This window comes from Ruegeria sp. BJ6, from assembly GCF_056537885.1.
Genome location: NZ_JBQFSG010000006.1, coordinates 159,025 through 182,994, shown reverse-complemented (window position 1 = coordinate 182,994; position 23,970 = coordinate 159,025). Strand labels below are relative to the sequence as shown.

The 23,970-nt window shown below is 61.5% G+C and carries 23 protein-coding genes; 18 read left to right on the top strand and 5 right to left on the bottom strand.

The window, feature by feature from the left end; genetic code table 11:
- The first annotated feature begins 40 nt into the window (after positions 1 to 40).
- From ACR0D6_RS14360 to ACR0D6_RS14335, 6 genes are all read left to right on the top strand, one after another.
- Entirely contained in the window at positions 41 to 1,123 is a 1,083-nt protein-coding gene (locus tag ACR0D6_RS14360) for an alcohol dehydrogenase family protein (protein WP_480765973.1), read from the top strand.
- Positions 1,120 to 1,698 (top strand): dimethylsulfonioproprionate lyase family protein, encoded by a 579-nt coding sequence (locus ACR0D6_RS14355; protein ID WP_480765972.1) that lies wholly within the window; start codon positions 1,120 to 1,122, stop codon positions 1,696 to 1,698. The genes ACR0D6_RS14360 and ACR0D6_RS14355 overlap by 4 nt, the downstream gene beginning before the upstream one ends.
- Positions 1,695 to 2,801, top strand: a complete 1,107-nt coding sequence (locus ACR0D6_RS14350; protein WP_480765971.1) for a mandelate racemase/muconate lactonizing enzyme family protein — start codon at positions 1,695 to 1,697, stop codon at positions 2,799 to 2,801. Before ACR0D6_RS14355 ends, ACR0D6_RS14350 begins: the two co-directional genes overlap by 4 nt.
- Positions 2,798 to 3,913, top strand: coding sequence for a mandelate racemase/muconate lactonizing enzyme family protein (locus ACR0D6_RS14345; RefSeq protein ID WP_480765970.1), 1,116 nt, complete (start codon positions 2,798 to 2,800; stop codon positions 3,911 to 3,913). Before ACR0D6_RS14350 ends, ACR0D6_RS14345 begins: the two co-directional genes overlap by 4 nt.
- Positions 3,914 to 4,019: 106 nt before the next feature.
- Complete coding sequence (locus ACR0D6_RS14340) at positions 4,020 to 5,123, top strand: mandelate racemase/muconate lactonizing enzyme family protein (RefSeq protein ID WP_480765969.1); 1,104 nt, start codon at positions 4,020 to 4,022, stop codon at positions 5,121 to 5,123.
- Between the two features lie 53 nt (positions 5,124 to 5,176).
- Positions 5,177 to 6,457, top strand: coding sequence for an aspartate aminotransferase family protein (locus tag ACR0D6_RS14335; protein WP_480765968.1), 1,281 nt, complete (start codon positions 5,177 to 5,179; stop codon positions 6,455 to 6,457).
- A gap of 42 nt (positions 6,458 to 6,499) precedes the next feature.
- On the opposite strand, the gene ACR0D6_RS14330 is transcribed toward ACR0D6_RS14335, so the two are convergent.
- The 3 genes from ACR0D6_RS14330 to ACR0D6_RS14320 form a co-directional block, all read right to left on the bottom strand.
- Positions 6,500 to 6,718, bottom strand: a complete 219-nt coding sequence (locus ACR0D6_RS14330; protein WP_480729705.1) for a DUF1127 domain-containing protein — start codon at positions 6,716 to 6,718, stop codon at positions 6,500 to 6,502.
- A 183-nt stretch (positions 6,719 to 6,901) separates the two neighbouring features.
- Positions 6,902 to 7,720 carry a cyclase family protein gene (locus tag ACR0D6_RS14325; RefSeq protein WP_480765967.1) on the bottom strand — a complete coding sequence of 273 codons (819 nt, stop codon included), beginning with the start codon at positions 7,718 to 7,720 and terminating at the stop codon, positions 6,902 to 6,904.
- A gap of 128 nt (positions 7,721 to 7,848) precedes the next feature.
- Positions 7,849 to 8,562 (bottom strand): type 1 glutamine amidotransferase, encoded by a 714-nt coding sequence (locus ACR0D6_RS14320; protein WP_480765966.1) that lies wholly within the window; start codon positions 8,560 to 8,562, stop codon positions 7,849 to 7,851.
- Positions 8,563 to 8,832: 270 nt separating this feature from the next.
- Here ACR0D6_RS14320 and ACR0D6_RS14315 point away from each other — a divergent pair, with 270 nt between their 5' ends.
- The 6 genes from ACR0D6_RS14315 to ACR0D6_RS14290 all read left to right on the top strand — a co-directional run bounded on the left by ACR0D6_RS14315 (position 8,833) and on the right by ACR0D6_RS14290 (position 16,469).
- A complete protein-coding gene (locus tag ACR0D6_RS14315; protein WP_480765965.1) occupies positions 8,833 to 10,929 on the top strand; it encodes a 3-hydroxyacyl-CoA dehydrogenase NAD-binding domain-containing protein in 2,097 nt (698 codons plus the stop codon).
- Positions 10,929 to 12,104 carry an acetyl-CoA C-acyltransferase gene (locus tag ACR0D6_RS14310; protein ID WP_480765964.1) on the top strand — a complete coding sequence of 392 codons (1,176 nt, stop codon included), beginning with the start codon at positions 10,929 to 10,931 and terminating at the stop codon, positions 12,102 to 12,104. The genes ACR0D6_RS14315 and ACR0D6_RS14310 overlap by 1 nt, the downstream gene beginning before the upstream one ends.
- 103 nt (positions 12,105 to 12,207) lie before the next feature.
- Positions 12,208 to 13,398 carry an acyl-CoA dehydrogenase family protein gene (locus tag ACR0D6_RS14305; protein WP_480765963.1) on the top strand — a complete coding sequence of 397 codons (1,191 nt, stop codon included), beginning with the start codon at positions 12,208 to 12,210 and terminating at the stop codon, positions 13,396 to 13,398.
- 4 nt (positions 13,399 to 13,402) lie between these two features.
- On the top strand, positions 13,403 to 14,530 hold the full coding sequence (locus ACR0D6_RS14300; RefSeq protein WP_480765962.1) for an acyl-CoA dehydrogenase family protein: 1,128 nt from the start codon (positions 13,403 to 13,405) through the stop codon (positions 14,528 to 14,530).
- Between the two features lie 61 nt (positions 14,531 to 14,591).
- Complete coding sequence (locus ACR0D6_RS14295) at positions 14,592 to 14,942, top strand: PaaI family thioesterase (RefSeq protein WP_480451780.1); 351 nt, start codon at positions 14,592 to 14,594, stop codon at positions 14,940 to 14,942.
- A gap of 36 nt (positions 14,943 to 14,978) precedes the next feature.
- Positions 14,979 to 16,469: a class I adenylate-forming enzyme family protein gene (locus tag ACR0D6_RS14290; protein ID WP_480765961.1), complete on the top strand. Its 1,491-nt coding sequence runs from the start codon at positions 14,979 to 14,981 to the stop codon at positions 16,467 to 16,469.
- A gap of 158 nt (positions 16,470 to 16,627) precedes the next feature.
- On the opposite strand, the gene rpe is transcribed toward ACR0D6_RS14290, so the two are convergent.
- Positions 16,628 to 17,314, bottom strand: coding sequence for a ribulose-phosphate 3-epimerase (rpe, locus tag ACR0D6_RS14285; RefSeq protein WP_170654294.1), 687 nt, complete (start codon positions 17,312 to 17,314; stop codon positions 16,628 to 16,630).
- Between the two features lie 64 nt (positions 17,315 to 17,378).
- The gene (locus ACR0D6_RS14280) at positions 17,379 to 18,143 is read right to left on the bottom strand and encodes an SDR family oxidoreductase (RefSeq protein ID WP_480765960.1); all 765 of its coding nucleotides are present in this window, start codon (positions 18,141 to 18,143) and stop codon (positions 17,379 to 17,381) included.
- Between the two features lie 95 nt (positions 18,144 to 18,238).
- Between ACR0D6_RS14280 and ACR0D6_RS14275 the strand changes: the two genes are divergently transcribed.
- From ACR0D6_RS14275 to ACR0D6_RS14250, 6 genes are all read left to right on the top strand, one after another.
- Positions 18,239 to 19,132, top strand: coding sequence for a LysR family transcriptional regulator (locus ACR0D6_RS14275; protein WP_480765959.1), 894 nt, complete (start codon positions 18,239 to 18,241; stop codon positions 19,130 to 19,132).
- A 95-nt stretch (positions 19,133 to 19,227) separates the two neighbouring features.
- Positions 19,228 to 20,049, top strand: coding sequence for a phosphonate ABC transporter ATP-binding protein (gene phnC / locus ACR0D6_RS14270; protein ID WP_480451789.1), 822 nt, complete (start codon positions 19,228 to 19,230; stop codon positions 20,047 to 20,049).
- 67 nt (positions 20,050 to 20,116) lie between these two features.
- A complete protein-coding gene (gene phnD / locus ACR0D6_RS14265; protein WP_480765958.1) occupies positions 20,117 to 21,019 on the top strand; it encodes a phosphonate ABC transporter substrate-binding protein in 903 nt (300 codons plus the stop codon).
- A 65-nt stretch (positions 21,020 to 21,084) separates the two neighbouring features.
- On the top strand, positions 21,085 to 21,966 hold the full coding sequence (gene phnE / locus ACR0D6_RS14260) for a phosphonate ABC transporter, permease protein PhnE (RefSeq protein ID WP_170654284.1): 882 nt from the start codon (positions 21,085 to 21,087) through the stop codon (positions 21,964 to 21,966).
- Positions 21,963 to 23,330 carry a phosphonate ABC transporter, permease protein PhnE gene (phnE, locus tag ACR0D6_RS14255; protein WP_480765957.1) on the top strand — a complete coding sequence of 456 codons (1,368 nt, stop codon included), beginning with the start codon at positions 21,963 to 21,965 and terminating at the stop codon, positions 23,328 to 23,330. Before phnE (ACR0D6_RS14260) ends, phnE (ACR0D6_RS14255) begins: the two co-directional genes overlap by 4 nt.
- Before the next feature lie 22 nt (positions 23,331 to 23,352).
- Complete coding sequence (locus ACR0D6_RS14250) at positions 23,353 to 23,967, top strand: LbetaH domain-containing protein (protein ID WP_480765956.1); 615 nt, start codon at positions 23,353 to 23,355, stop codon at positions 23,965 to 23,967.
- The last annotated feature ends 3 nt before the right edge of the window (positions 23,968 to 23,970 follow it).

Below are 23,970 nucleotides of genomic sequence, written 5' to 3'. Positions count from 1 at the left end.
GGGGGCAGCGCCCCCCGATACCCGCAACAGGAGCGCAACAATGACTATTCCCGCAACGATGAAGGCTATGGTCCTGACCGGACACGGTGGTCTGGACAAATACGAATGGCATGAGGATTGGCCAACCCCGCAACCGGGACCGATGGAGGTTTTGATCCGGGTGGGTGCCTGTGGGCTGAACAATACGGACGTGAACACCCGATCGGGCTGGTATTCCAAAGCAGTCAGCGAGGCGACCACCGGCGGCGCCTATGAAGAGGTTGCCGAAGAGGACCCGACATGGGGCGGCCGACCCCTGACCTTTCCGCGCATTCAGGGGGCCGATGCCGTGGGCACGGTCGAGGCGGTTGGTGACGGCGTGGATGCGGGTCTGATCGGACGGCGTGTCATGGTGAATGGTTGGCTGCGCGACTGGTCCGAGCCGGAGAACATGGACAGGACGGGTTATTACGGGTCGGAATGCGACGGTGGTTTCGCGCAATACGCGGTGGCGGATGCACGCGGGGTGGCGGCGGTGGAAACGCCTTTGTCGGATGCCGAACTGGCCACCTTTTCCTGCTCGTACACAACCGCCGAAGGGATGCTTGCACGGGCGGGTGTCGGGCCAAGAGATACCGTTCTGGTTCCGGGAGCGTCCGGCGGCGTGGGCGGTGCCTTGGTTCAACTGGCCAGATTGCGCGGGGCGCGGGTTATCGCCATGGCGTCCGAGGCCAAGCAGGGCGAGGTGGCCCGACTTGGCCCGGATCGCATTCTGCCACGCGCGCCGGGTGACCTGCGTGCGGCGCTGGGCGATGAAAAGATCACCGTGGTCGCGGATGTTGTCGGTGGAGATTACTGGCCCCGGTTGATCGAAATTCTGGAACGCGGCGGGCGGTATACCTGTTCGGGTGCGATTGCCGGACCCATTGTCGAGTTCGATCTGCGCACGTTCTACCTGCGCGATCTGACCTTTACCGGCTCGACCGTTCTGCCACCCGAGGTGTTCGAAAATGTCGTGCGCTATATCGAACAGGGTAAGCTGCAGCCGGTTCTGGCGGCGACCTATCCGCTGAGCGAGCTGCGCGAGGCGCAGCAGGCATTTATCGACAAGACACATACCGGCAACATTGTGGTGATCCCATGACACTGGACGACGTTCTTGCAGCCGCGCAGCGCCTGCATCAGTCACACTCGGCTCTTTCCGAATTCGGGCCCTGGCCCACCGATCTGTCCGCGACAGACCTGCAACCCTGCGCGGTTCCGGCGGCGGACCTGGTGAGGGATTTTGAACGCCCCGGAACCGGGCGGACGCAGGCGCTGATCGATGCCGTCAGGGCGACGACGCATCTGGCGCATTGGAAACGGACCTATACCGAGGAAGAAGTCGGGGCAGACTTCCTGCAACGCTATGGGTATTATGAGCTTTTTGGCCCCACCGGACATTTCCATTCGACCCAGCTGCGCGGTTACATAGGTTATTGGGGTGCGGGCCTGAACTATGACTGGCACAGCCATCAGGCAGAGGAACTGTACCTGACCCTTGCAGGCGGTGCGATGTTCCGCATCGAAGGTAACGAGGCGTTGGTGGGGCAAGACCAGACACGGGTCCATGCCAGTTGGCAGAGCCATGCCATGATCACTTCGGACCAGCCGATCCTGACCTTTGTCCTGTGGCGGGGCGAGGGGATGGCCGATCTGCCGAAGATGGACGCCGCATGAAAATCACCCGTATCCGCATCTTTCAGACTGGCCTTCCCTATGTGGGCGGGGCCTATGTCTGGGGGGCGGGCAACGCCATCGAAACGGCCATCGCCTCGGTCGTGGTGATCGACACCGACGCCGGTTTGCAGGGATGTGGCGAATTCACGCCCTGTGGTGAAAACTACATGGTGGCCCATTCCGAAGGTGTGTCTGCGCTGGCCCGGCTGGTGGCGCCGCATCTGTTGGGCGAGGACCCGCGTAATGTGGCGCGTATCGAACAGATCATGGACCATCTGGTGCAGGGGCATGGCTATGCCAAGTCGCCCTTCGACGCGGCCTGCTGGGATATTCTGGCGCAATCCTTGAACGCGCCGCTTTATACGGTGTGGGGCGGCAAACTGACCGATGGGGCGCCGATGTACCGGGTCGCGCCGCAAAAGGGCACCAAAGAGACCGTCGCTGAAATGAACGCGTACCGTGAACAGGGGTACCGCCAGTTCCAGATCAAGGTCGGTGGCGACTGGGCAGCGGATATCGAGCGTATCCGGTCGACGGTGCCGCTTCTCAAGCCAGGCGAAAAGGCAATGGCAGATGCCAATCAGGGTTGGCGCGTCGACAATGCGCTGCGCGTGGCGCGCGCCACGCGGGATCTGGACTACATCCTAGAACAACCCTGCCGCACCTACGAGGAATGCATGCAGGTGCGCGCCCGAACTGACCTGCCGATGAAGCTGGATGAATGCGTCACCGGCATGCCCATGGCGCAGCGGATCGTGGCCGATCATGCGGCCGAACTGGTCTGCCTGAAAATCTCGAACCTTGGCGGTCTCAGCAAGGCCAGACGGGTGCGGGACTATCTGGTCGAAAACCGCATTCCCGTGGTCGCCGAGGACACTTGGGGTGGCGAGATCACCACGGCCGCGCTGTCCCATTTCGCCGCCACGACGCCGACCGAGTACCTGCACAACACCACCGATTTGATGAACTACAACACCCGCTCGACCGGTTTGGGTGGGGCGATTGCGCGAGGCGGCAAACTGTATGCTCCGGACACGCCGGGGCTGGGCGTGACACCTGATTTCGACAGCCTCGGCCCCCCAATTGCGGAGTTCACCTCATGAAAATCACCCGTATTTCGGTCTACCATGCCGACCTGCCGCTGGAGCACCCCTATTGGCTGTCCGGCGGGCGGCTGAAATTCGAAGTGCTGGACGCGACTTTCGTCAAGGTCGAAACCGATGCGGGGCTGACTGGCTGGGGCGAAGGCACGCCATGGGGCCATACCTACGTCCCGGCACATGGTCCGGGCATCCGCGCCGGGATCGCGACGATGGCATCTTTCGTGCTGGGGCTGGACCCGCGCAAGGTGCTCGAGGTCGAGCGCGCGATGGATCTGGCCCTGCCCGGGCACCTTTATGCCAAATCGCCGATCGACATGGCGTGCTGGGACATCGCCGGGCAGGCGGCGGGCCTGCCGATCGCCGATCTGATGGGCGGCGGATCGCGCACGCCTGCCCCTATCGCCTCGTCGGTCGGGGCCAAGACCGTCGACGAGACCCGCGCCGTCATGGAGCGTTACCGCGACCGTGGCTACTGGGTGCATTCGGTCAAGGTGGGCGGCGATGTGGAGCGCGATATCGAGCGCATACGCGATGTCGAGGCGCACCGCCCCCGTGGCGAGCGCATCCTCTATGACGTCAACCGCGCCTGGACCCGGCAACAGGCGTTGCGGGTGATGAAGGCGACCGAGGATCTGGGTGTGATGTTCGAACAGCCCGGCGAAACGCTGGACGATATCGCCGCCATCCGCGCCTTGCATGCCGCCCCGGTCAGTGTGGACGAATGCCTGGTGACGCTTCAGGATGCTGCCCGCGTCGCCCGTGACGGTCTGGCCGAGGTGTTCGGGATCAAGCTGAACCGCGTCGGCGGACTAACCAAGGCCGCGCGAATGCGGGATATCGCGCTGGCGCATGGTATCGACATGTTCGTCATGGCCACTGGCGGCTCGGTTCTGGCCGATGCCGAGGCGCTGCATCTGGCTGCGACCATCCCTGATCACAACCGCCTTGGCGTCTGGGCCTGTCAGGACATGCTGAGCACCGATATCGCAGGCGGCCGCGGACCAAGAAATCAGGACGGTCACCTGATCCTGCCCGAAACACCCGGCCTTGGCGTCCACCCGGACGAAGATGCTCTTGGCCCACCTGTCGCAACCTATGAGGCCACGCGATGATCCGCCCCTTCATCTGGCCAGAAATACACTGGGGGGTGAATTGGCCGCAGGCCAAGAAGGGGGCAACGCCCCTATCCCTCCTGTCCCCCATCCCTGAGAGACATCCATGAAGATCACCCGAGTTTCCCTGTGGCACGTGCCGCTCAGCAGTCACCAGCCCTATTACATGGCCGACGGCAAGACCTGCGATACGGTCGATACCGTGATCGTTGCCCTGGACACCGACGAAGGGCTGACCGGTTGGGGAGAGGTCTGTCCGATCCCCCATTACCTGCCCGCTTATGCAGGCGGTGTCGCCCCGGCGATAGAAGAGATGGCGCCGGTGCTGCTGGGGGGCGATCCGATTGGTCCCGAGGCGCTGATGGCGCGGTTGGACCGGCATCTGCAAGGGCATGTCTATGCCAAATCCGCCATCGATATAGCCCTGTGGGATCTGACCGGTCAGGCGGCGGGATTGCCTCTTCACACGTTGCTTGGGGGGCGGCGTGCTGAAACTATGCCCCTCTATCACTCCATTACCTGCGTCGCGCCGGATGAAATGGCGCGGATCGCGCGTGACGCGCTGGCGAAGGGCATGACCCAATTTCAGGTCAAGCTGGGTGCCGATGGCGACTGGCAGGCCGATGTTGCCCGGCTCCGGCAGGTGCGCGAGGCGGTGGGTGACGGGCCGCTGGTCTACGGTGACTGGAATTGCGGGGCCTCGTCGCTGGATGCGACACGGGTCGGGCGCGCGGTGGCTGATCTGGATGTCATGCTGGAACAGCCCTGCGCCACGATCGAGGATTGCGCGCGGGTCCGCGCCGCAACCGGATTGCCGATGAAGCTGGACGAAAACGCCCATGACACTGCAAGCCTGCTGACAGGGCACCGGCAGGGATGCATGGACGCGGTGGCGATCAAGCTGTCGAAATTCGGCGGGCTGTCACCGTCAAGGCGCGCGCGCGATCTTTGCCTGCATCTGGGGGCGAAGATGTGCATTGAAGATACTTGGGGGTCGGACATCACGACCGCCGCGCTGCTGCATTTGGGGGTTACGACCGATCCGGCGCACCTGATGAATGTCTGTGACCTGTCGGGCTATGTCTCGCCCCGGCTTGCGCCAGACGGGCCGGTGCGGGACGCAGGCAGGATTGCACCGCCAACGGGCGCAGGGCTTGGCGTGGCGCCCGACCGGCAGGCGCTTTCGGCGCCGCATATGATCCTTGACTGATTTTTGACTTTTTGGTCAAAATTGAAAATCCACACGGCAACAGGACAAAACCCATGGACAAAATCCTTACACAGACCGATTGGGCGGAACGGGCCAGAACGGTTCTTCCGGGTGGCGGGTTTGGCAATTTCGACCCGTCGATCTTCGTTCGCGATGGCAAAGGCAGCCGCGTCTGGGACGAAAACGGCAAGGAATATGTCGATCTGCTGATCGGGTCCGGCCCGATGCTGCTGGGCCATGGCCATCCCGAGGTGCTGGAGGTGGTGGCCGAACAGATGCCAAAGGGCATGACGTTCTTTGCCAACAACGCCCGTGCCATCGAGCTGGCCGAGGAAATCTGCTCTGCCGTTCCCTGTTCGGAACAGGTGCGCTATGTCTCGTCCGGTGGCGAGGCGGACATGTATGCGATCCGGCTGGCGCGCGCCTTCACCGGTCGGGACAAGATCGTGAAATTCGAAGGCGGCTATCACGGCATGAGCGCCGAGGCACAGATGAGCCTTGCGCCCGCGAAGATGGTGAATTTTCCGCAGGCGGTGCCGGACAGTGCCGGAATTCCGGAAAGCGTCCGGTCGGAAATGCTGATCGCGCCGTTCAACGATCCCGATTACATCCGGTCGCTGCTGGCGGAACACGGCAAGGACGTCGCGGGTATCATCGTCGAGCCGTTGCAGCGGATCATCCCGCCTGAACCCGGCTTCCTGCAATTGCTGCGGGAAGAGGCCGACAAATACGGCATCGTGCTGATCTTTGACGAAGTGGTGACGGGGTTTCGCTTTGCCTATGGCGGGGCGCAGGAGCTTTACGGCGTCACGCCGGATATTGCGACCTTGGGCAAGATCATCGGCGGGGGCTTTCCGCTGGCGGCCATCGCGGGGCGTGCCGATATCATGGCGCATTTCGACAAGGCCGCGGTCGGCGCGGAAAAGTGGCTGATGCAACTGGGTACGCTGTCAGGCAACCCGGTCGCCGCCGTCGCGGGCCTCAAGACCATGGAAGTGCTGCGGCGCGACGGGCAATACGACCGGCTGCGGGCCAATGGTCAGCGTCTGATGGACATGGCGAAGGCGGCGCTTGACGGGCAGGGCATCGCCCACCGGATCGTTGGCGACCCGACCCTGTTCGAGATCGTGTTCACGACCGGAGATATCCGCGACTATCGCGACGTCTTTGGCTCGGACACGGCCAGGGCGACGAAGTTCAATGCGGTTCTCATGGAAAACGGCATGTTCAAGGCGGCGGGCAAGACCTATCCGTCTCTTGCCCTGACCGATGCTGATTTTGAATTGTGCGAAGCGGCCTATGCCGAAGGGGCAAAAGCCATCGCCGGGATGTAAACGACGGTTGGTCCCGCCGCCTTTGGCGGCGGGATGGCCGGTTCAGACGACGTCCGCCATCACCAGCCGGATGATATCCTCGCGCCGCATACCACGGGCGGCCAGCTCGTCGTCGCTCATGTCGGACAGCGCCTTGATCTGGCGCACCTTCGAGTTCGCTTCGCCAATTCGGGTAAGCGCATCAAAAATGCCCACGAAGATGTCCGCAACAAGTGCGAACAGGGTGATGACGGGGGAACGGTGTGTTGTCGATTGTGCCATGTCCTGAACCTCGGGCGGCGTATGTGCTTGCGGGTTCCGTTTACGCGCCCATGGCAACGCCAGCCAGCCGTGATTGGGAATAGCAGCCGTGCAGCAGGTGCAAATCTGCGGCAGAAATGTTGGTTTTCGCGAAGGCGTTGGTTTAGTCACTCAACCCATAGCCCACGCGAAAACTATGCGATTTCACACCATGGCAAAGATGCGCGCAGGGCCGCCTGTCCCGCCGCGATGCGTCGGAGCGCCGACAACCAGTGTCGCGCCACTGGCGGGCACCTTGTCGAGATTGGCGAGGTTTTCGATGCCATAGCGATTTGTTGGCAGCCACGCATAATGTGTCGCGAAATCCGCCGAAGGCCCGTGATCCAGTGACAGTGTATCAACCGCTATCGCCACGGCCCCGGTATCGTCCATCAGCATCTGGGCGGCTTCGACGTGGAAACCGGGGAAGTGCATTTTTCCTTCTGCATCGGCATTGCGATAGTCGCTGCCACCGGTTTTTCCGGACCAGCCTGAATACATCGCCACGCAGGCGCCATCGGGGATCGGACCATTGGCGTCGATCCACGCCTTCAGGTCGTCTGGCGTGACCTGCGCATCGGCATCTTCGGCGGCGCGTGCGACAATATCCACAACGCATAGCGGACAAATCAGGTTCGAGACCGGAATCTCGTCAACCGACTGGCCGTCCGCCGAGAAATGCAGCGGTGCGTCAATATGGGTCCCGGTGTGTTCGTTGACCGCCAGATTGAGCAGGTTGAAACCGTGCTCCTTGAGATTGAAACCTTGCGTGGTCTCGATCCCCGGTGCGCCGAAATAGGTGGGGAAGTCGGCGTCGTAGACATGTGTCATGTCCACGACCTCTCCATGTCCTTGCGCCATCGCCGGTGGTGCTGTCACCGCACCCAGAGCGGCCCCCGCCGCCATCATGCCACCGGCCCTGAAAAAGGACCGACGAGACAGCATCCGGTCTTTGACAGAATTCATTACGCAAACGTCGCACATATTCGTTCTCTCCCCTGGCATATTGGTGCGACGCCCCGTTTCAGATACATCGCTTGGGAAAGAAGCTAGCATGATCTCCGCGAATTCTACGCGGGTTGAGGTAACATGTGCGTTTGTCGTTGCCTCGGTCAGCCCTGTTTCGCCTGTTCAAAGAAGCGGGCGATGCTATCGGCATAGACCCTTTGATCGGCGGGTTCGGCCAAAGAGGCCAGTGCGCGCTGGCAAACATCCGGCCCGAGAGTGGCAGAAATTTCTTCGGTCAGGGCGATGACGAACTCTTTGGTCATCTCGGGGTGGTGCTGGGTGGTATAGATGTGGCGGCCGATGGCGAAACCGGTTGTTGCGGCCTCGGTCGAGCGCGTCAGGTTCACCGCGCCCTCCGGCAGTTGGGTGACCTGTTCCGAATGACAGCCATACAGGCGCATCTGGTCGGGCAGGTCATCTGCCCAACCCGGTCGTGACAGAACAGGGTTGACGGTCAGCCCGTGCACCCAGCCGCCGGGATTCCAGTCGACCGTGCCCCCAAGTGCCATCGCGATAGCCTGATGACCGAAGCAGGCGCCAAATACCGGCTGTCTGCGCCGGTGCATGTCCCGGATCAGGTCCAGAAGCCTGAGAACCCAACCCTCGCCGCTGCGTACCGAGGCTGGGCTGCCAGTGATCATCGCGCCGTCAAAATCCGACAGGTCTGTGGGAAAGATGTCGTCCTTCACGGAAAATACAGTGGTCTTCCAGTCGGGCCGGACCAGTTGGATGAGTGTAGTGAAGGCTTCACCATCCTTGGGGTGGGCCTGCGCAAAGGCGCTTTCGTCGGTGTTGGTCATCAGGATGGCGAGGTGCATTCTTGTTCCCGGCAGGCTGTTTGTTGGGAGAGGTCGCCAAACGGGTTACTTCCGGGATACCGTCTTTTCAAGATGCCAGGCCAGTGCGCGGGACTGACCGTCCGTCACCATTGGCAAATGGGGTTGATATTGGGCGCGGTCTGGGTAGTTTGCTGTGAAACGGAATTCCGCAAGGCGGAATTCTATATGTCAGATGCGATATTGCGATCTGAACATGGGATGTAATTCAGGGCGGCCCGACAAAGCGCCCGACCGTTTGAGGAGGCGTGGATGTCCGAGGCTATTGAATATGAACTGATTGGTGACATTGCGGTGCTTGCCGCCAACAATCCGCCGGTCAATGCGCTGGGTGTCGATGTCCGGCGCGGGCTGCAGGCCGGGATAGAGCGTGCCGAAGGTGAAGGCGCAAAAGCGGTTCTGATCTATGGCAAGGGCCGGACCTATTTTGCTGGTGCAGACATCCGCGAGTTTGGCAAACCGCCGCAGGACCCGTATTTGCCCGCGCTGTGCACCCGGATCGAGGCGTCGCCCCTGCTGGTCGTGTCCGCGATACATGGCACCGCGCTGGGCGGTGGACTTGAGGTGGCGCTGGCAAGCCACTATCGGGTCGCGCTTCCTTCGGCGAAGGTGGGCCTGCCCGAGGTGAACCTTGGCATTCTGCCCGGTGCTGGCGGCACGCAGAGGCTGCCTCGGGTGGCCGGGGTCGAGGCGGCGCTGGACATGATCACGTCGGGCCGTCATGTGCAGGCCGCTGAGGCCGCGCAGCTTGGGGTGGTCGACAAGGTGCAGGATGGCGATCCGCGCGAGGTTGGTCTGGCCTATGTTCGGGAGTTGCTGGACAGCGGTGCAGCGCGCCGCGCCGTGTGCGACATGCCCGCCCCTGCACCGGTCGATTTCGATGCGGTTTATGAGCAGGTCCTCAAAAAAGGGCGCGGCCAGCTGTCCCCGGCGGTTGCCGTTCGCGCGGTTCAGGCTGCTTGTGAGGCCGAGAGCTTTGATGCGGGGATGAACCGGGAACGCGAGCTGTTTTCGGAACTGATGGCCTCGGATCAGCGCAAGGGACTGATCCACGCCTTTTTTGCCGAGCGCGCGGTTGGCAAGCTGCCGGAACTGGATGGGGTGGAGCCGCGGGCACTGCACCAGATCGGTGTGATCGGCGGCGGTACGATGGGTGCCGGAATCGCGACGGCGGCCCTGTTGTCGGGCCTGCAGGTGGTTTTGCTGGAGATGTCAGCCGAGGCGGCGCAGGCAGCCAAAGGGCGGATTGCTTCGAACCTGAGCGGTGCGCTGAAGCGCGGGAAAATCAGTCAGGAGCAGCATGACGAAATCCTTGAAAACACACTGACTCTGGCCACGGAATATGAAGCGCTGAGCACCGTCGATCTGGTGATCGAGGCGGTGTTCGAGGACATGGAAGTCAAGAAACAGGTCTTTACCCGGTTGGATGCGGTCTGCAAACCGGGGGCGGTGCTGGCGTCGAATACGTCCTATCTGGATGTCAACGAAATTGCGGCCATCACCAAACGACCCGAGGATGTGATCGGGCTGCATTTCTTTTCGCCCGCCCACGTGATGAAGCTGCTGGAGGTGGTTGTCGCCGACAAGACCGCGCCGGATGTGGTTGCGACCGGCTTTGCCCTTGGCAAGCGGCTGAAGAAGGTATCGGTGCGCGCAGGGGTTTGCGACGGTTTCATCGGCAACCGCATTCTGAGCACCTATCGCACCTGCGCCGATCACATGATCCTTGATGGGGCCAGCCCCTATCAGATCGACAAGGCGTTGACCGGTTTTGGCTTTGCCATGGGTCCGTTTGCCGTGGCGGATCTGGCCGGATTGGATATCGGCTGGGCGGTGCGCAAACGTAAACGGGCCGAGGGGCTGGACCCGGGCGCGCGCGACAGCACTTACGCGGACAAACTGTGTGAGGATGGTCACTTCGGGCAGAAAACCGGCAAGGGCTATTACGTCTATGAGGCCGGAAAGCGCGGCGGTGTGCCGAACCCGGACGTGATGCCTCTGATCGAGGCGGATCGCACTGCGCAGGGGATCACGCCGCGTGACTTCTCGGATGAAGAGATCGTGCGCCGCTATATGGCCGCGATGGTCAATGAGGCGGCTAAGGTGGTCGGTGAGGGCATTGCCCGGCGCCCGCTGGATGTGGATGTGACGCTTTTGTATGGCTATGGTTTCCCACGTTATTGGGGTGGGCCGCTGAAATGGGCGGACATTCAGGGGTTGCCCGGTTTGCTGGCCGATATCCGGAATTGGGCCGAGGAAGACAGCCATTTCTGGCAACCCGCACCGCTGCTTGAGAAACTGGTGGCGGACGGGCGAAGCTTTGATGATCTGAACAAGGAGTCTTTGTGATGAAACAGGCTGTGATCGTATCCGCAGCACGCACGGGTTTGGCCAAGTCCTTTCGCGGGTCGTTCAACATGACCCATGGCGCGGAAATGGGTGGTCATGCCGTTCAGGCAGCTGTCAGCCGCGCTGGACTGGACGGTGCCGAGGTTGAGGATTGCATTATCGGCTGCGGCTATCCCGAAGGTGAAACGGGCAGCAATATCGGGCGGCAGATCGCCATTCGGGCAGGCTTGCCGGTGACGGCCTCTGGCATGACCGTGAACCGGTTCTGTTCGTCCGGGCTGCAGACGGTTGCGTTGGCCTCGCAGGCAATTACCGAAGGCGGCTCGGGTCCGATGGTTGCGGGCGGGGTCGAGAGCATCTCGATGGTGCAGCCACAGGCCCGGCGGGCGCAGGACAAATGGATCGAAGAGCATAAGCCTGCGATTTACATGACGATGATCGAAACCGCCGATATCGTGGCCGGCCGCTATGGCATAAGTCGCGAAGAACAGGATGAATATGGCCTGAGGTCGCAGCAGCGGATTGCGGCGGCGCAGGCTGCTGGCAAGTTCGATGACGAGATCGTGCCGATGCAGGCCACGATGGGTGTGAAGGACAAGGAAACCGGCGAGGTCTCGACCCGCGAGGTGACGGTTGACCGGGATGAGTGCAATCGCCCCAACACGACCTTGGACGGTCTGGCCGGGCTGGATCCGGTGCGCGGTGAAGGCAACTATATCACTGCGGGCAATGCCAGCCAGCTGTCGGACGGGGCGGCGGCTGTGGTTCTGATGGACAGCACCGATGCTGAAAAACGCGGGCTTGAGGCAATGGGCGCCTTCAAGGGGTTCTGTGTCGCGGGCTGCGAGCCCGACGAGATGGGGATTGGCCCGGTCTTTGCGGTGCCGCGTCTGCTGGAGCGGCATGGGCTGAAGGTTGAGGATATCGACCTGTGGGAGCTGAACGAGGCGTTTGCATCGCAGGCGCTGTATTGCCGGAACAAGTTGGGCATTGATGACGAAATCTGCAACGTCAATGGCGGCTCGATCGCGATCGGGCATCCGTTTGGCATGACGGGCACCCGGATGGTTGGCCATCTGATGCGCGAGGGCAAACGGCGCGGCGCGAAGCTGGGTGTCGTGACGATGTGCATTGGCGGCGGCATGGGCGCTGCAGGTTTGTTCGAGATTTATTGATCAGGGGCGCCGGACCCACCCATCGAGGGCGGGTCCGGCGCGGCCCGGCGTGGTACGCCGGGCTTGCACTGTACCACTTGCGGCTTTGGGGAGGAGAGCAGGGATGGATTTGAACTATACCGCCGAAGAACAGGCGTTTCGGGAGGAGGTGCGCGGCTTTCTGGCCGAGAAACTGCCCGCAGACGTTTCCGACAAAGTGCAGGCGGGGCAAAGCCTGGGCAAGGAAGGGCACGAGTGGTGGCACGCCACGCTGAACGAAAAGGGGTGGCTGAATTTCAACTGGCCCAGCGAGTTTGGCGGGGCAGAGTGGGATGCGGTTCAGCGCCATATTTTCGAAGAGGAATGTGCCAAAGCCCATGCCCCGCGCATCGTGCCGTTTGGCCTGTCGATGCTGGGGCCGGTGTTGCAGAAGTTCGGATCGAAGGCGCAGCAAGACTATTTCCTGCCGCGAATCCTGAATGGTGAGCATTGGTGGTGTCAGGGCTATTCCGAGCCCGGTGCCGGGTCCGATCTGGCCTCATTGAAAACACGCGCTGTGCGGGACGGGGATCACTATGTGGTCAACGGGCAAAAGACCTGGACCACGCTGGGGCAGTATGCCAACTGGATTTTCTGCCTTGTGCGCACCGATCCGGACGCCAAGCAGCAGGAGGGTATCTCGTTCCTGCTGATCGACATGGACACGCCGGGGATCGAGGTGCGGCCCATTGTACTGCTGGATGGCACGCCCGAGGTGAACGAGGTGTTTTTCGACGACGTGCGGGTGCCGGTCGAAAACCTTGTCGGGGAGGAGAACAAGGGCTGGACCTATGCCAAGTATCTGCTGACCCATGAGAGGACCAACATTGCGGGCGTGGGATTCAGTCAGGCCGGGCTGGATGCCGTCCGGCGTATTGCGGGGATCGAGTGCGCCAACGGACGGCCTCTGATCGAGAACCCGCATTTCGCGGCGCGGCTGGCGAAGATCGAGATTGATCTGATGGCCATGGCGACGACGAATATGCGGATCATCTCAAAGGCGGCTGCGGGGCAGGCGCCGGGAGTGGAAAGCTCGATGCTCAAGGTCAAGGGAACGATCATCCGGCAGGAGATCAACGATCTGACGCGGCGCGCGGTCGGGCCTTATGCGATGCCTTTTGCCTCGGAAGCGGTTGAGGGGGACAACGATCCGGTCGGACCGGATTACGCGGGCCCGGTGGCGGCGCAGTATTTCAATAACAGGAAACTGTCGATCTTTGGCGGGTCGAACGAGATCCAGCGCGGTATCATCGCCAAGGTCAAGATGGGGGGCTGAACGGATGGATTTCAATCTGACCGAAGAACGGCAAATGCTGCAGGATACGTTGCGGCGGTATCTGGCGGACAAATACACGACTGCTGTGCGAAATGAGACGCTGGACAGTGACGCGGGCCTGAATTCCGCAATCTGGAGCGAACTGGCCGATCTGGGTGTGATCGGCGCGCTGTTTCCAGAATCGGACGGCGGGTTCGGCGGTACCGGGTTCGACATATCCACGGTTTTTGAAGAGCTGGGTCGCGCGGGTGTTGTGGAGCCATTTCTGGATACGGCCATTCTGGGCGGGCATCTGATCGCGTCGCTGGGCAGTGAGACACAGAAGGGCCTGCTGGGCGATGTGATCGCGGGTAGCCTGCATCTGGCACTGGCTCATGGCGAACCTGCCAGCCGCTATGATCTGAGCCGGGTGGAGACCTCGGCAAGGGTCGACGGGGATGACGTGGTTCTGAGTGGGCGCAAGGCGGTTGTGGTCAATGCCGAAGCCGCCGGTTACCTGATCGTCTCGGCACGGGAAAATGGCGGGTTCTTTGATCTGGACGGCATTTCCCTGTTTCTGGTTCCGGCAGATGCACGGGGTATGAACCTGCGAGGCTATCCGATGCTGGCCGGTGGCCGCGCGGCTGAGGTTACGCTGGACGAGGTCCGGGTTCCCTCGACGGCTCGCCTTGGCGAGGCCGGGCAGGGCTATGCGCCCCTGATGACGGCCATTGCCGCTGCCAATGTCGCGTTGGCAGCCGAGGCCTTGGGTGCGATGGAAAGCGCGGTGGAACTGACCCGTCAGTACCTGCTGACCCGGCAACAGTTCGGTCGCCCGATCGGGACGTTCCAGGCGCTGCAGCATCGCTTTGCCGATCTGTTGATCGAGCTGGAACAGGCGCGATCGGCCGTCATCAACGCGGCGGGTCATCTGGAGGCCAACGATCGTGATCTGCAGATTGCGGCGGCGCGCAATCTGATTGCGCGGGCCGGGCGTCTGGTTGCGGAAGAAACCATTCAGATGCACGGCGGGATCGCGATGACGCAGGAGTATGAGCTGGCCCATATCGCCAAGCGCATCGTCATGGCAGATCACCGGTTCGGCGATGCGGATTATCATCTGGAGCGTTTCATTGCCCTCAGTGCAGCCTGACAAGGATCGACCCGGACCCAGACGGTCCGGGTGCCAGAATGCCGTAGGATTCGAGATTGACATGTCCGATCCCGAGGGCTGCGCACGGTGCGATCTGAAAATTCGCCCGGATCACCTGAACGGCCAGGATTTGTTGCATGGTGGGATCATCGCCATGTTGCTGGATGTAGCCTGCGGAAATGCGGCCTCGGCCTGGTTTGACCGGGATGCGCATCCGATGGTGCTGACCGTATCGCTGAACATCAGTTATGCGTCGGCGGTGAACGAGGGTCGGGTGACGGCCATTGGGCGGCCTGTCGGCGGTGGGCGGAAGCTGGCACATATTTCCGGTGAGCTAAGGCATGAAAACGGTGATCTTGTTGCAACGGCTGCGGGAGTGTTCAAGCGAAAGACCGTGGCGAAACAGCGGTAGAGCCTCGGATTCAGAGCCGGAGGAGGGTTCGCGGAGATGAGCAGTTGGCATGACTTTCTGGCGGCCCGGATCAAGGATCGGCCGGATGCCCCCGCATTCGAGGATGATGGGGGAACCCGGTGGAGCTATGCCGATCTGGACCACGCGGCGGGGGATCTGGGCCGGGCGCTGACGGATGCTGGTGTTCGCCGCAATGACCGGGTCTTGATTCTGGCTGAAAACTGTTGCTCTGCGGTGGCGGCCCTGTTTGCCTGTTCGCGGATCGGGGCCTGTGCGATGCCGGTCAATGCACGCCAGACGGCCGGTGAGGTCGGGCGCATTATCGAACACACAGAGCCTGTGGCCATTCTGTTCACCTCGGCATCTTCGGCAGAGGCGGCAGAACATGCCCGGCGGCTGGATGCCATACAGATCAATGGCGCGTTCGGAGCGTTACACATGGCACGCCCAAATCCCAGCCTTCCCGACCCTGTTCTGGCTGATGTGGCCGTCATGCTGTTCACCACCGGAACGACCGGCGCGCCCAAGGGGGTCATGCTGACCCACGAAAACCTGTGTTTTGCGGGTAGGTCCTCGGCGGAGCTGAGAGGTCTGACCGGGGATGACGTGATATACGGTGTTTTGCCCATCACACATGTGTTCGGTTTGGCTTCGGTCGTGACGGCCGCCATCTGTGCCGGTGCGCTTGTGCGCCTTGAGGCGCGGTTTTTGGTGGCAAGAACGTATGAGGCGCTGAATTCCGGGATCACTTTGTTTTCGGCGGTTCCGCAGATGCATGCCCTGCTGATGCAGTACACCAAGGAACAGGGGTACGACAGGCTGCCAAACAACACCCTGCGCTATGCCTCGTCCGGGGCGGCACCGCTTGATCCGGCATGGAAACGCGAGGCCGAGGCCTTTTACGGGATCGCGCTTCAGAACGGGTACGGGATGACGGAAAGCACGGCTGCCGTCAGCATGTCCCGCAATGCATTGGGGGACCCGGATATCTCGGTCGGCCCGCCGATACCGGAGGTGGAGGTGCGTGTCGACCAGACCGTCGAGGGCGGCGGGGACGGTGTGGGCGAGGTTCTGCTGCGCGGTCCTAATGTGATGAAAGGCTATTATCGCAATCCGGATGCAACGGTGGCCGCGTTTGACGGCGTGTGGCTGAGGACCGGCGATCTGGGCCAGTTCGACGAACGGGGGCACCTGCATATCGTGGGTCGGTGCAAGGAGTTGATCATTCATGGCGGTTTCAACGTCTACCCGCCCGAGGTTGAGGCGGCGCTGAACGATCACGCCCTTGTGGTTCAGTCGGCGGTCATTGGACGGATCGTGGATGGCGACGAGAAAGTGATGGCCTTTGTGCAGGTCGCCGACGACTCCGGACTGACCGAGGCCGAGCTGCTGGATTTCGTTGCGGATCGGCTTGCCGGTTACAAGCGGCCCAGCCAGATCGTTGTGACCCGCGAATTGCCTGCCTCAGCCACCGGCAAGATACTCAAGCACCAACTGCTGAAGGTTTTTGCCAACAGGTTGCGATAGGCGCAACCCGTATGCTCCCGCGTCCGCGCGAGATCGGCTTTGCCAATCCCGCTTGCGGCCTTGGGCCCGGCATCGCGCAAGGCGCGATGCCGGGCCCAACAGGAGGAGGCGTTCCGCAAGGAACGTCGACGACTGGCGGGAGACCCCCGGGCTATCCGTTAAAGCGCGCTTTCCGCGGCTGTGCGCACGGCGCGGATGTTGTCCCCGTACACGTCTGGATTGCTGACCGAGCCGCCCTTGAACACGGCGGAACCGGCGACCAGAACATCCGCTCCCGCCGCCGCAACCAGCGGAGCGGTCTGCGGATCGACGCCACCGTCGATTTCGATATGAACCGGGCGGTCACCGATCATCTGGCGCAGACGGCGGACCTTGTCGGTCAGGTCGATGAACTTCTGCCCGCCAAAGCCCGGGTTCACGGTCATCACGCAGACCAGATCGGCCAGATCGAGCAGATGCTCGACAGATTCGGCCGGGGTGCCGGGGTTCAGTGCTACACCGGCTTTCATTCCGGCTGCCCGGATCGCCTGCAAGGTGCGATGGGTGTGCGGCCCGGCCTCGATATGCGCTGTCAGGATATCGGCGCCTGCATCAGCATAGGCCTGAATATATGGATCGACCGGCGTGATCATCAGGTGCACATCCATCACGGTTTTCACGTGCGGGCGGAATGCTTTGACCGCAGGGGGACCAAAGGTGAGGTTGGGAACGAAGTGCCCGTCCATCACATCGACATGGACCCAGTCGGCGCCCTGCGCCTCGATGGCCTGAATCTCCTGCCCGAAATTGGCGAAATCGGCGGAGAGGATCGAAGGGGCGATCTTGATCTTGCGGTCAAAGCTCATGGTGGCCTCGTAACATGAATGAGTCGGAGGCGCGTATACCTCTGTTCCGGCAAAAGGGACAGGGCTAGGCCGCGATTGAAGGCAGCCCAGCTTTGCGGCGCCCCTCCTCGGTCTTGAGTGAGAAGTCCGCGCCCAGATATGCGTCACCGCCCGGACCGCAAAGGAAGGCGAGCGCTTTGGCGACCCAATGTGGTGGTATGTGGGCGTCAGGATCCAGTTGGCTGACGGGATTTATCCCGGAGGCCCGGATCGACTTTTGCATCGACGTTGCCACAGTTCCAGGACTCAACCCGATGACCCGGACGCCGTGTGCCCGATACTCCCGATCCGCGCAACGCGTGAGCGACAGGACGGCGGCCTTGGTCGCGCAATAATGGCTCCAGCCTTCGAGCGCGCTGGTGGCTGCCCCGGAAGACAGGTTCAGGATGGTGCCGCCGCCCGCCGATTGCATCATGGGAATAGCGGCGCGCAGCCCGTGATAGACGCCCATTAGGTTGACATCGACGACCTGCCGCCAGTCGTCCGGTTCGCTTTCTGTCAGCCGGGCTATCGGATCGATCATACCGGCGTTGTTGATCAAGACGTCGATTCCGCCGAATTCCAGGCTCGTCTGAGCTATCAGGTTTTCAACTTCAGCCCGGTTTCGGACATCGCAGGATATGGCAATCGCCTGATCGCCTATCTCGCGGGCAAGCTGGTCGATTGCCCTGGTGCTTCGAGCGGCGAGAACGACGTTCGCTCCGAGTTCGGCAAAGTGGAGGGCGGTTGCTGCGCCGATGCCGCGGCTCGCGCCTGTTATCACGGTGGTCTTTCCCTGAAGATGGGTCATGTGCTTCTCCGATTTTCGACAGCCGCAATCTAGAGCTGGCTAATCATGCAGAAAAAGACGTTGAGTAGTATTATTCTCGTGCGTATTTTGCATGAATGGAGTTGAGCGCCCTCAAAACGGTTACGCTGGTCGCACGGCTTGGCAGTTTTGCATCCGCCGCGCGGGTGCTTGATGTTGACCCATCTTCGGTGTCCCGGCTGGTCTCGGGAGTGGAGGGTGAGCTGGGCTTTCGAGTGTTCCAGCGAAGTACCCGGCATTTGTCTCTGACTGATGCGGGTGAAAGTTATCTGAGGCGGATTGAGCCATTGCTGGAAGAACTGGATGCGGCGCAGGATCTGGCGGCAGAAGGAGCGATGCAGCCGAAGGGGCGGCTGCGCCTGACCACATCTGTTGCGTTCGGACAGGTTTGTTTGGTTCCGCTGCTTGAACAGTTTCGCACCACGTTGCCAGAAGTAGAGCTGGAGTTGATCCTGACGGACGAGAATGTGGATTTGATCTCTGACCAGATTGATCTGGCGATCCGGCTTGCCCCCGCGCCGGGTGGAAACCTGATCAGCAGTCGCCTGATCACAACGCGATATCGCGTCTGCGCATCGTCATCCTATATTAGGGCGCATGGCCGGCCGGAAACTCCGGACGAACTGTCAAAGCGGGATTGTCTGGGGCTGGCTTTGCCGAACCACCGAGAGCGCTGGCTGTTTCGTGATGCCGCCGGTTTGGATAGTGATGTTTTCGTTTCCGGGCCGGTAATGATCTCGAACCCGCTGGCACTGCGTGAGGCGGCGTTGTTCGGGTTGGGGCCGGCGTTGCTCGCGGACTGGCTGGTCCGGGACAGTCTGCAACGCGGCGAACTGATCGATCTGTTCCCGGATAGGCAGGTCACCGCAACGACCTTCGATACAGCCGCATGGATGTTGTATCCCAGCAAGGCACATCTGCCCGCGAAGACCCGTGCAGCCGTGGATTTTCTGCGCAAGCATCTTCGGTAGCTTGCGGAGCACCGTTACAAAACTTTCACCCCACTGACACATAGCCGTTGAGTCCAGTCTGTAGCTGACCGCCCAACATGAACTGGGGGTGGCACGTGCTGCGCATAGAAAAACTGACCAAGCGTTTCGGCGAAAATGTTGCCGTGGAGTCTGCGACGCTGGATGTCGACAAGCCATGCATGATCGGGATCATCGGGCGCTCAGGCGCGGGCAAGTCGACGCTGTTGCGGATGATCAACCGGCTTACGGACGCAAGCGATGGTCAGATCCTGTTCGAAGGTCGCGACGTGACCCGGCTGAAGGGTCGGGACAAGCGCGCGTGGCAGGCGGAATGCGCGATGATCTTTCAGCAGTTCAATCTGGTGCCGCGCCTTGATGTCGTCTCCAACGTGCTGCACGGCACGCTGAACCGCCACTCGACGCTGGCCACGATGTTCAACCTGTTCCCGATGGAAGACATCCACCGGGCCATCGACATTCTGGATCGTCTGGGCATTGCCGAACACGCGCCCAAACGGGCCGAGGCCCTGTCGGGTGGTCAGCAGCAGCGCGTCGCCATCGCGCGGGCGCTGATGCAGGACCCAAAGATCATTCTGGCGGACGAACCCATCGCCTCGCTGGACCCGATGAATGCGCAGGTGGTGATGCAGGCGCTGCGCCGCATCCACGAAGAGGATGGCCGCACCGTTATTGCCAACCTGCACACGCTGGACACTGCGCGCCGCTATTGCGACCGCGTTGTTGGTATGCGCGACGGGCGCATCGTGTTCGACGGTCTGCCGGAACAACTGACCACCGGTGTTGCCCGCGAGATTTACGGCGCCGATGCCAGCTTCTCGGAAGAGGCGACCTCGACCGAGATCGAGACGCTGGATGCGACCCAGAAGGCCCTGATGGAAGCCGAGGCCACCATCTGAGCCACCCCAACCCCTTTCATCGCCCGGCCCGATGAGAGGCCGGGGTAATCAAACTGGAGAGAGACAGATGAAAAAACTGATTGCCGCCCTTGTTGCGACAACTGCCATTGCCGCCCCGGCCATGGCCCAAGAGATCAGCGAGTTCCGCATTGGTATTCTGGGCGGCGAAAACGCTCAGGACCGTCTGAACAACAACGAGTGCCTGCGCGTGTACACCGAAGAGGCGCTGGGCGTGCCGACCAAACTGTTCGCCCCGGCCGACTATAACGGTGTGATCCAGGGTCTTCTGGGCGGTACCATCGACGTGGCATGGTTGGGCGCTTCGGGTTACGCCAAGACCTATCTGTCCGATCCCGATGCAGTTGAGCCGGTTCTGGTCAAGGTCAACACCGATGGCGGCTATGGCTATTACTCGGTTGGCTTTGCCCGCAAGGACAGCGGCATCACCTCGCTGGAAGACATGAAGGGCAAGACCTTTGGTTTCGGCGATCCGAATTCGACCTCGGGTTACCTGATCCCGTCCATCGAAATTCCTCAGGCCACCGGCGCGACCATGGACTCGGGCGACTATTTTGGTGAAGTGAAATTCACCGGCGGTCACGAGCAAACCATCGTTGCCGTTAACAATGGCGACGTACACGCCGGTGTGACTTGGGCCGATGGTCTGGGTGAATGGGAAGATGGCTATCAGTCGGGCGCGCTGCGCCGTGCGGTGGATGCCGGTCTGGTCGACATGAATGACATGGTCGAAATCTGGAAATCCAAGCCGATCCCGGAAGGCCCCGTCGTTGTCCGCTCGGAGTTGCCTGACGAAGTAAAAGCCAAGGTAACCGCTCTTTGGGATACCCTGGACGAGAAGGACCGCGAATGCTTCTACGGTGTGGCTGCGGGTGAAGCCAAGAGCTTTGATCCGATCTCCCATGACGCCTACGAAGTCATCATCGAAGCCCGCAAGCTGAAGTCCAACTAAGCTTTCACTCTATGCGGGGTCCGGTGCAAAAAACCGGACCCCGTTTTTCCACTCAGGAGCATTCCATGACAGACCTGACTGCCGGGTCCCCGGGCGTCGATCAGATCCGCGACGAATACACTGCGATGACCCGACGCAAGAGGGTCTATGGTGGTATCCTTCTGATCCTGTTTGTGGCCTTGATGGCCGCCGGTTTCCGCACCGCCGACAGCCGCAACGCCGGAAGCTTTAGCGATGGCTGGCATCGCGTGCTGGATTACCCTTCCGAGGTGCTTGCCGAGGCGTGGGAAAAGATCGGTGAGATGCCCGCGCATCTCGTCACCTTCTTTCCGGCGCTGGTCGAGACCCTGAATATCGCCGCCGCGGCGACGTTGATCGGCACGATCGGGGGTACCTTTCTGGCGCTGATGGCGACACGCGGAATGGCGCTGTGGCCCTCTCTGATCCCGCTGTTCCGGCGCATTTCGGACATTTGCCGGGCCATCCCGGAAATCGTGATCGCGCTGGTCCTGATTTTTGTGCTTGGGGGCGGCCCTGTTCCGGCAATGATCGCCATCGCGATTCACACGGCAGGCGCACTGGGAAAACTGTATTCGGAGGTGAACGAAAACGCCTCACTCAAGCCGGTCGAGGGGTTGCAGTCGGTCGGCGCAAGCTGGGCGCAGCGGATGTATCTGGGCGTGATCCCGCAAGTCGGCCCGAACTATGTCAGCTATGCCCTGTTGCGGTTCGAGATCAACATTCGCGCCTCGGCCATTCTGGGTTTCGTCGGTGCGGGCGGTCTGGGCTATGAGCTGCGCAACGCCATGTCCTGGGGTCAGGGCAAATACGATGAGGCTGCGGCCATTTTCATTCTTCTGTTCGTGACGATCGTGGTCGTGGACCAGATCTCGGGCCTTTTGCGTGATCGCCTGACCCACGGAACCAATGCTGGAGTACGGGCATGAGCACCTTTGCCACCGATCTGCCTGCCGGAACCCTCAAGGACGAGGCCGGGCGCTTGTTCCGGCGCAAACGGGTTGTGAATTTTGGATTGCCTGCGCTAGTTCTGGTGTATCTTGTCTATGTTTTCTTTGCCTTCGACATTCCCGGTCTGGCCGGGCGCGCGAACTGGGAAAACGGCCGGATTCTGGTTTCTGACAGCTACAGCTACAAAACGCATGTGACGCGCGACAACCGCAACGGCGCGGTGTCCGTTGCCATTGAGGGCGAGCGCAAGGGTGCCTATCCCGACGGTCAGTCACCGGATTGGGTTGCGCTGGGTGAAACCACCGTCATCGATCTGGAAGACGGCCATGTCGTGCGGTTCGGGCCGGAAACGGTGGAATATGACATCCCCGGATATGGCACCATCCGGGCCACGCCCAGCCGCTCAGCGGGTGTGCAGGCGGAACTGCCCTCGGGCGATGTGCCGGACTGGATCAACATGTCGAAAAACCGGTTGGCGGTCACCACGGACGCGGGCCGTCTGACAGTAACCCGCAACCGGTCCGAGGTTTTTCGGTATTTCAACGGGTGGGAGCTGTTCTGGTTCACGCTTGACAGCCCCTATTATGGCAAATCTCTCCCCGAACTGATGACGCTGGCCGTAACGGGCGAGGCCGGGGCGATCCTGAATGATTTCTGGACCAACAAGATGTGGCGGCATCAGGATGTGGCCTGGGCGATATTCGAGACCATTCTGATGGCCTTTCTCGGGACCCTCGGGGCCGGAATGGTGGCGCTGCCGCTGGCCTTCATGGCGACGCGGAACTTTAACCCGCTGCGGTCGGTGCGTTTTGTAACTCGCCGGGTATTCGATTTCGTGCGTGGGGTCGATGCGCTGATCTGGACCGTGGTTCTGGCCCGCGCCTTTGGTCCCGGCCCGCTGACCGGCGCGCTGGCGATACTGGTGACGGATACGGGTACTTTCGGCAAGATCTTCTCGGAAGCGCTGGAAAACGTGGACCAGAAGCAGATCGAAGGGGTGCAATCCACCGGGGCCAACGCGCCGCAGCGCTATCGCTTTGGGGTGATCCCGCAGATCACGCCGGTGCTGCTGAGCCAGCTTTTGTACTTCCTCGAATCCAACACGCGCAGCGCGACCGTGATCGGGGCAATCACCGGCGGTGGGATTGGTCTGCTGTTGACGCAGGCAATCATCACGCAGAAGGACTGGGAAGAGGTGGCCTATTACATCGTCCTGATCATCCTGATGGTGATGCTGATGGACTGGTTCTCGGGTTGGCTGCGGAAGCGTCTGATTCAGGGCGAGACCGGCAAAAAGCGCAAACCGCGCGCGGCCAGAGGCAAAGTCTTTCACCTGCCGTGATCTGCAATAAAGGACGACACTGATGGCGCGACTGCGTTCGGACCAGCCTTTCATACATCCCGACTGTCAGATTACCGACAGCCGTTTCGGGGAATATGTCGAGATCGGCGCAGGCAGCCGTATCGCAAATTCGGTGATCGGGGATTATTCCTATTGCGACCGGACGTGCGATATCGCCAATGCCGAGATCGGGAAATTCTCGAATATCGCCAGTTTCACCCGGATTGGCGCGACGGATCACCCGATGGAAAAGGCATCGCTGCACCATTTTCACTATCGTTCGGGGGATTACTGGGACGATGCTGAACATGACGCTGAGTGGTTTGCGCATCGGGCTGGTCGGACGGCCCGGATCGGGCATGACACGTGGATCGGGCATGCGGCGATCATCAAACCCGAGGTCACGATCGGACATGGGGCTGTCGTGGCATCGGGTGCCGTCGTCACCAAGGATGTCGCGCCCTATTCCATCGTTGCAGGCGTTACGGCGAAACCGATCCGTCGCCGGTTCCCGGAACATGTCGCGGACCGGATGATGGAACTGGCCTGGTGGGACTGGGACAACGCGCGTCTGCGCGCAGCCGTGCCGGATTTCCGGGCTTTGCGGGCCGAGGCGTTTCTGGAGAAATACAAGTGACGA

Excerpts from the sequence above, each read along its gene's own strand:
- ACR0D6_RS14360 (WP_480765973.1), top strand. The coding sequence starts at position 41 with ATGACTATTCCCGCAACGATGAAGGCTATGGTCCTGACCGGACACGGT.
- ACR0D6_RS14355 (WP_480765972.1), top strand. The coding sequence starts at position 1,120 with ATGACACTGGACGACGTTCTTGCAGCCGCGCAGCGCCTGCATCAGTCA.
- ACR0D6_RS14350 (WP_480765971.1), top strand. The coding sequence starts at position 1,695 with ATGAAAATCACCCGTATCCGCATCTTTCAGACTGGCCTTCCCTATGTG.
- ACR0D6_RS14345 (WP_480765970.1), top strand. The coding sequence starts at position 2,798 with ATGAAAATCACCCGTATTTCGGTCTACCATGCCGACCTGCCGCTGGAG.
- ACR0D6_RS14340 (WP_480765969.1), top strand. The coding sequence starts at position 4,020 with ATGAAGATCACCCGAGTTTCCCTGTGGCACGTGCCGCTCAGCAGTCAC.
- ACR0D6_RS14335 (WP_480765968.1), top strand. The coding sequence starts at position 5,177 with ATGGACAAAATCCTTACACAGACCGATTGGGCGGAACGGGCCAGAACG.
- ACR0D6_RS14330 (WP_480729705.1), bottom strand. The coding sequence starts at position 6,718 with ATGGCACAATCGACAACACACCGTTCCCCCGTCATCACCCTGTTCGCA.
- ACR0D6_RS14325 (WP_480765967.1), bottom strand. The coding sequence starts at position 7,720 with ATGTGCGACGTTTGCGTAATGAATTCTGTCAAAGACCGGATGCTGTCT.
- ACR0D6_RS14320 (WP_480765966.1), bottom strand. The coding sequence starts at position 8,562 with ATGCACCTCGCCATCCTGATGACCAACACCGACGAAAGCGCCTTTGCG.
- ACR0D6_RS14315 (WP_480765965.1), top strand. The coding sequence starts at position 8,833 with ATGTCCGAGGCTATTGAATATGAACTGATTGGTGACATTGCGGTGCTT.
- ACR0D6_RS14310 (WP_480765964.1), top strand. The coding sequence starts at position 10,929 with ATGAAACAGGCTGTGATCGTATCCGCAGCACGCACGGGTTTGGCCAAG.
- ACR0D6_RS14305 (WP_480765963.1), top strand. The coding sequence starts at position 12,208 with ATGGATTTGAACTATACCGCCGAAGAACAGGCGTTTCGGGAGGAGGTG.
- ACR0D6_RS14300 (WP_480765962.1), top strand. The coding sequence starts at position 13,403 with ATGGATTTCAATCTGACCGAAGAACGGCAAATGCTGCAGGATACGTTG.
- ACR0D6_RS14295 (WP_480451780.1), top strand. The coding sequence starts at position 14,592 with ATGTCCGATCCCGAGGGCTGCGCACGGTGCGATCTGAAAATTCGCCCG.
- ACR0D6_RS14290 (WP_480765961.1), top strand. The coding sequence starts at position 14,979 with ATGAGCAGTTGGCATGACTTTCTGGCGGCCCGGATCAAGGATCGGCCG.
- rpe (WP_170654294.1), bottom strand. The coding sequence starts at position 17,314 with ATGAGCTTTGACCGCAAGATCAAGATCGCCCCTTCGATCCTCTCCGCC.
- ACR0D6_RS14280 (WP_480765960.1), bottom strand. The coding sequence starts at position 18,143 with ATGACCCATCTTCAGGGAAAGACCACCGTGATAACAGGCGCGAGCCGC.
- ACR0D6_RS14275 (WP_480765959.1), top strand. The coding sequence starts at position 18,239 with ATGGAGTTGAGCGCCCTCAAAACGGTTACGCTGGTCGCACGGCTTGGC.
- phnD (WP_480765958.1), top strand. The coding sequence starts at position 20,117 with ATGAAAAAACTGATTGCCGCCCTTGTTGCGACAACTGCCATTGCCGCC.
- phnE (WP_170654284.1), top strand. The coding sequence starts at position 21,085 with ATGACAGACCTGACTGCCGGGTCCCCGGGCGTCGATCAGATCCGCGAC.
- phnE (WP_480765957.1), top strand. The coding sequence starts at position 21,963 with ATGAGCACCTTTGCCACCGATCTGCCTGCCGGAACCCTCAAGGACGAG.
- ACR0D6_RS14250 (WP_480765956.1), top strand. The coding sequence starts at position 23,353 with ATGGCGCGACTGCGTTCGGACCAGCCTTTCATACATCCCGACTGTCAG.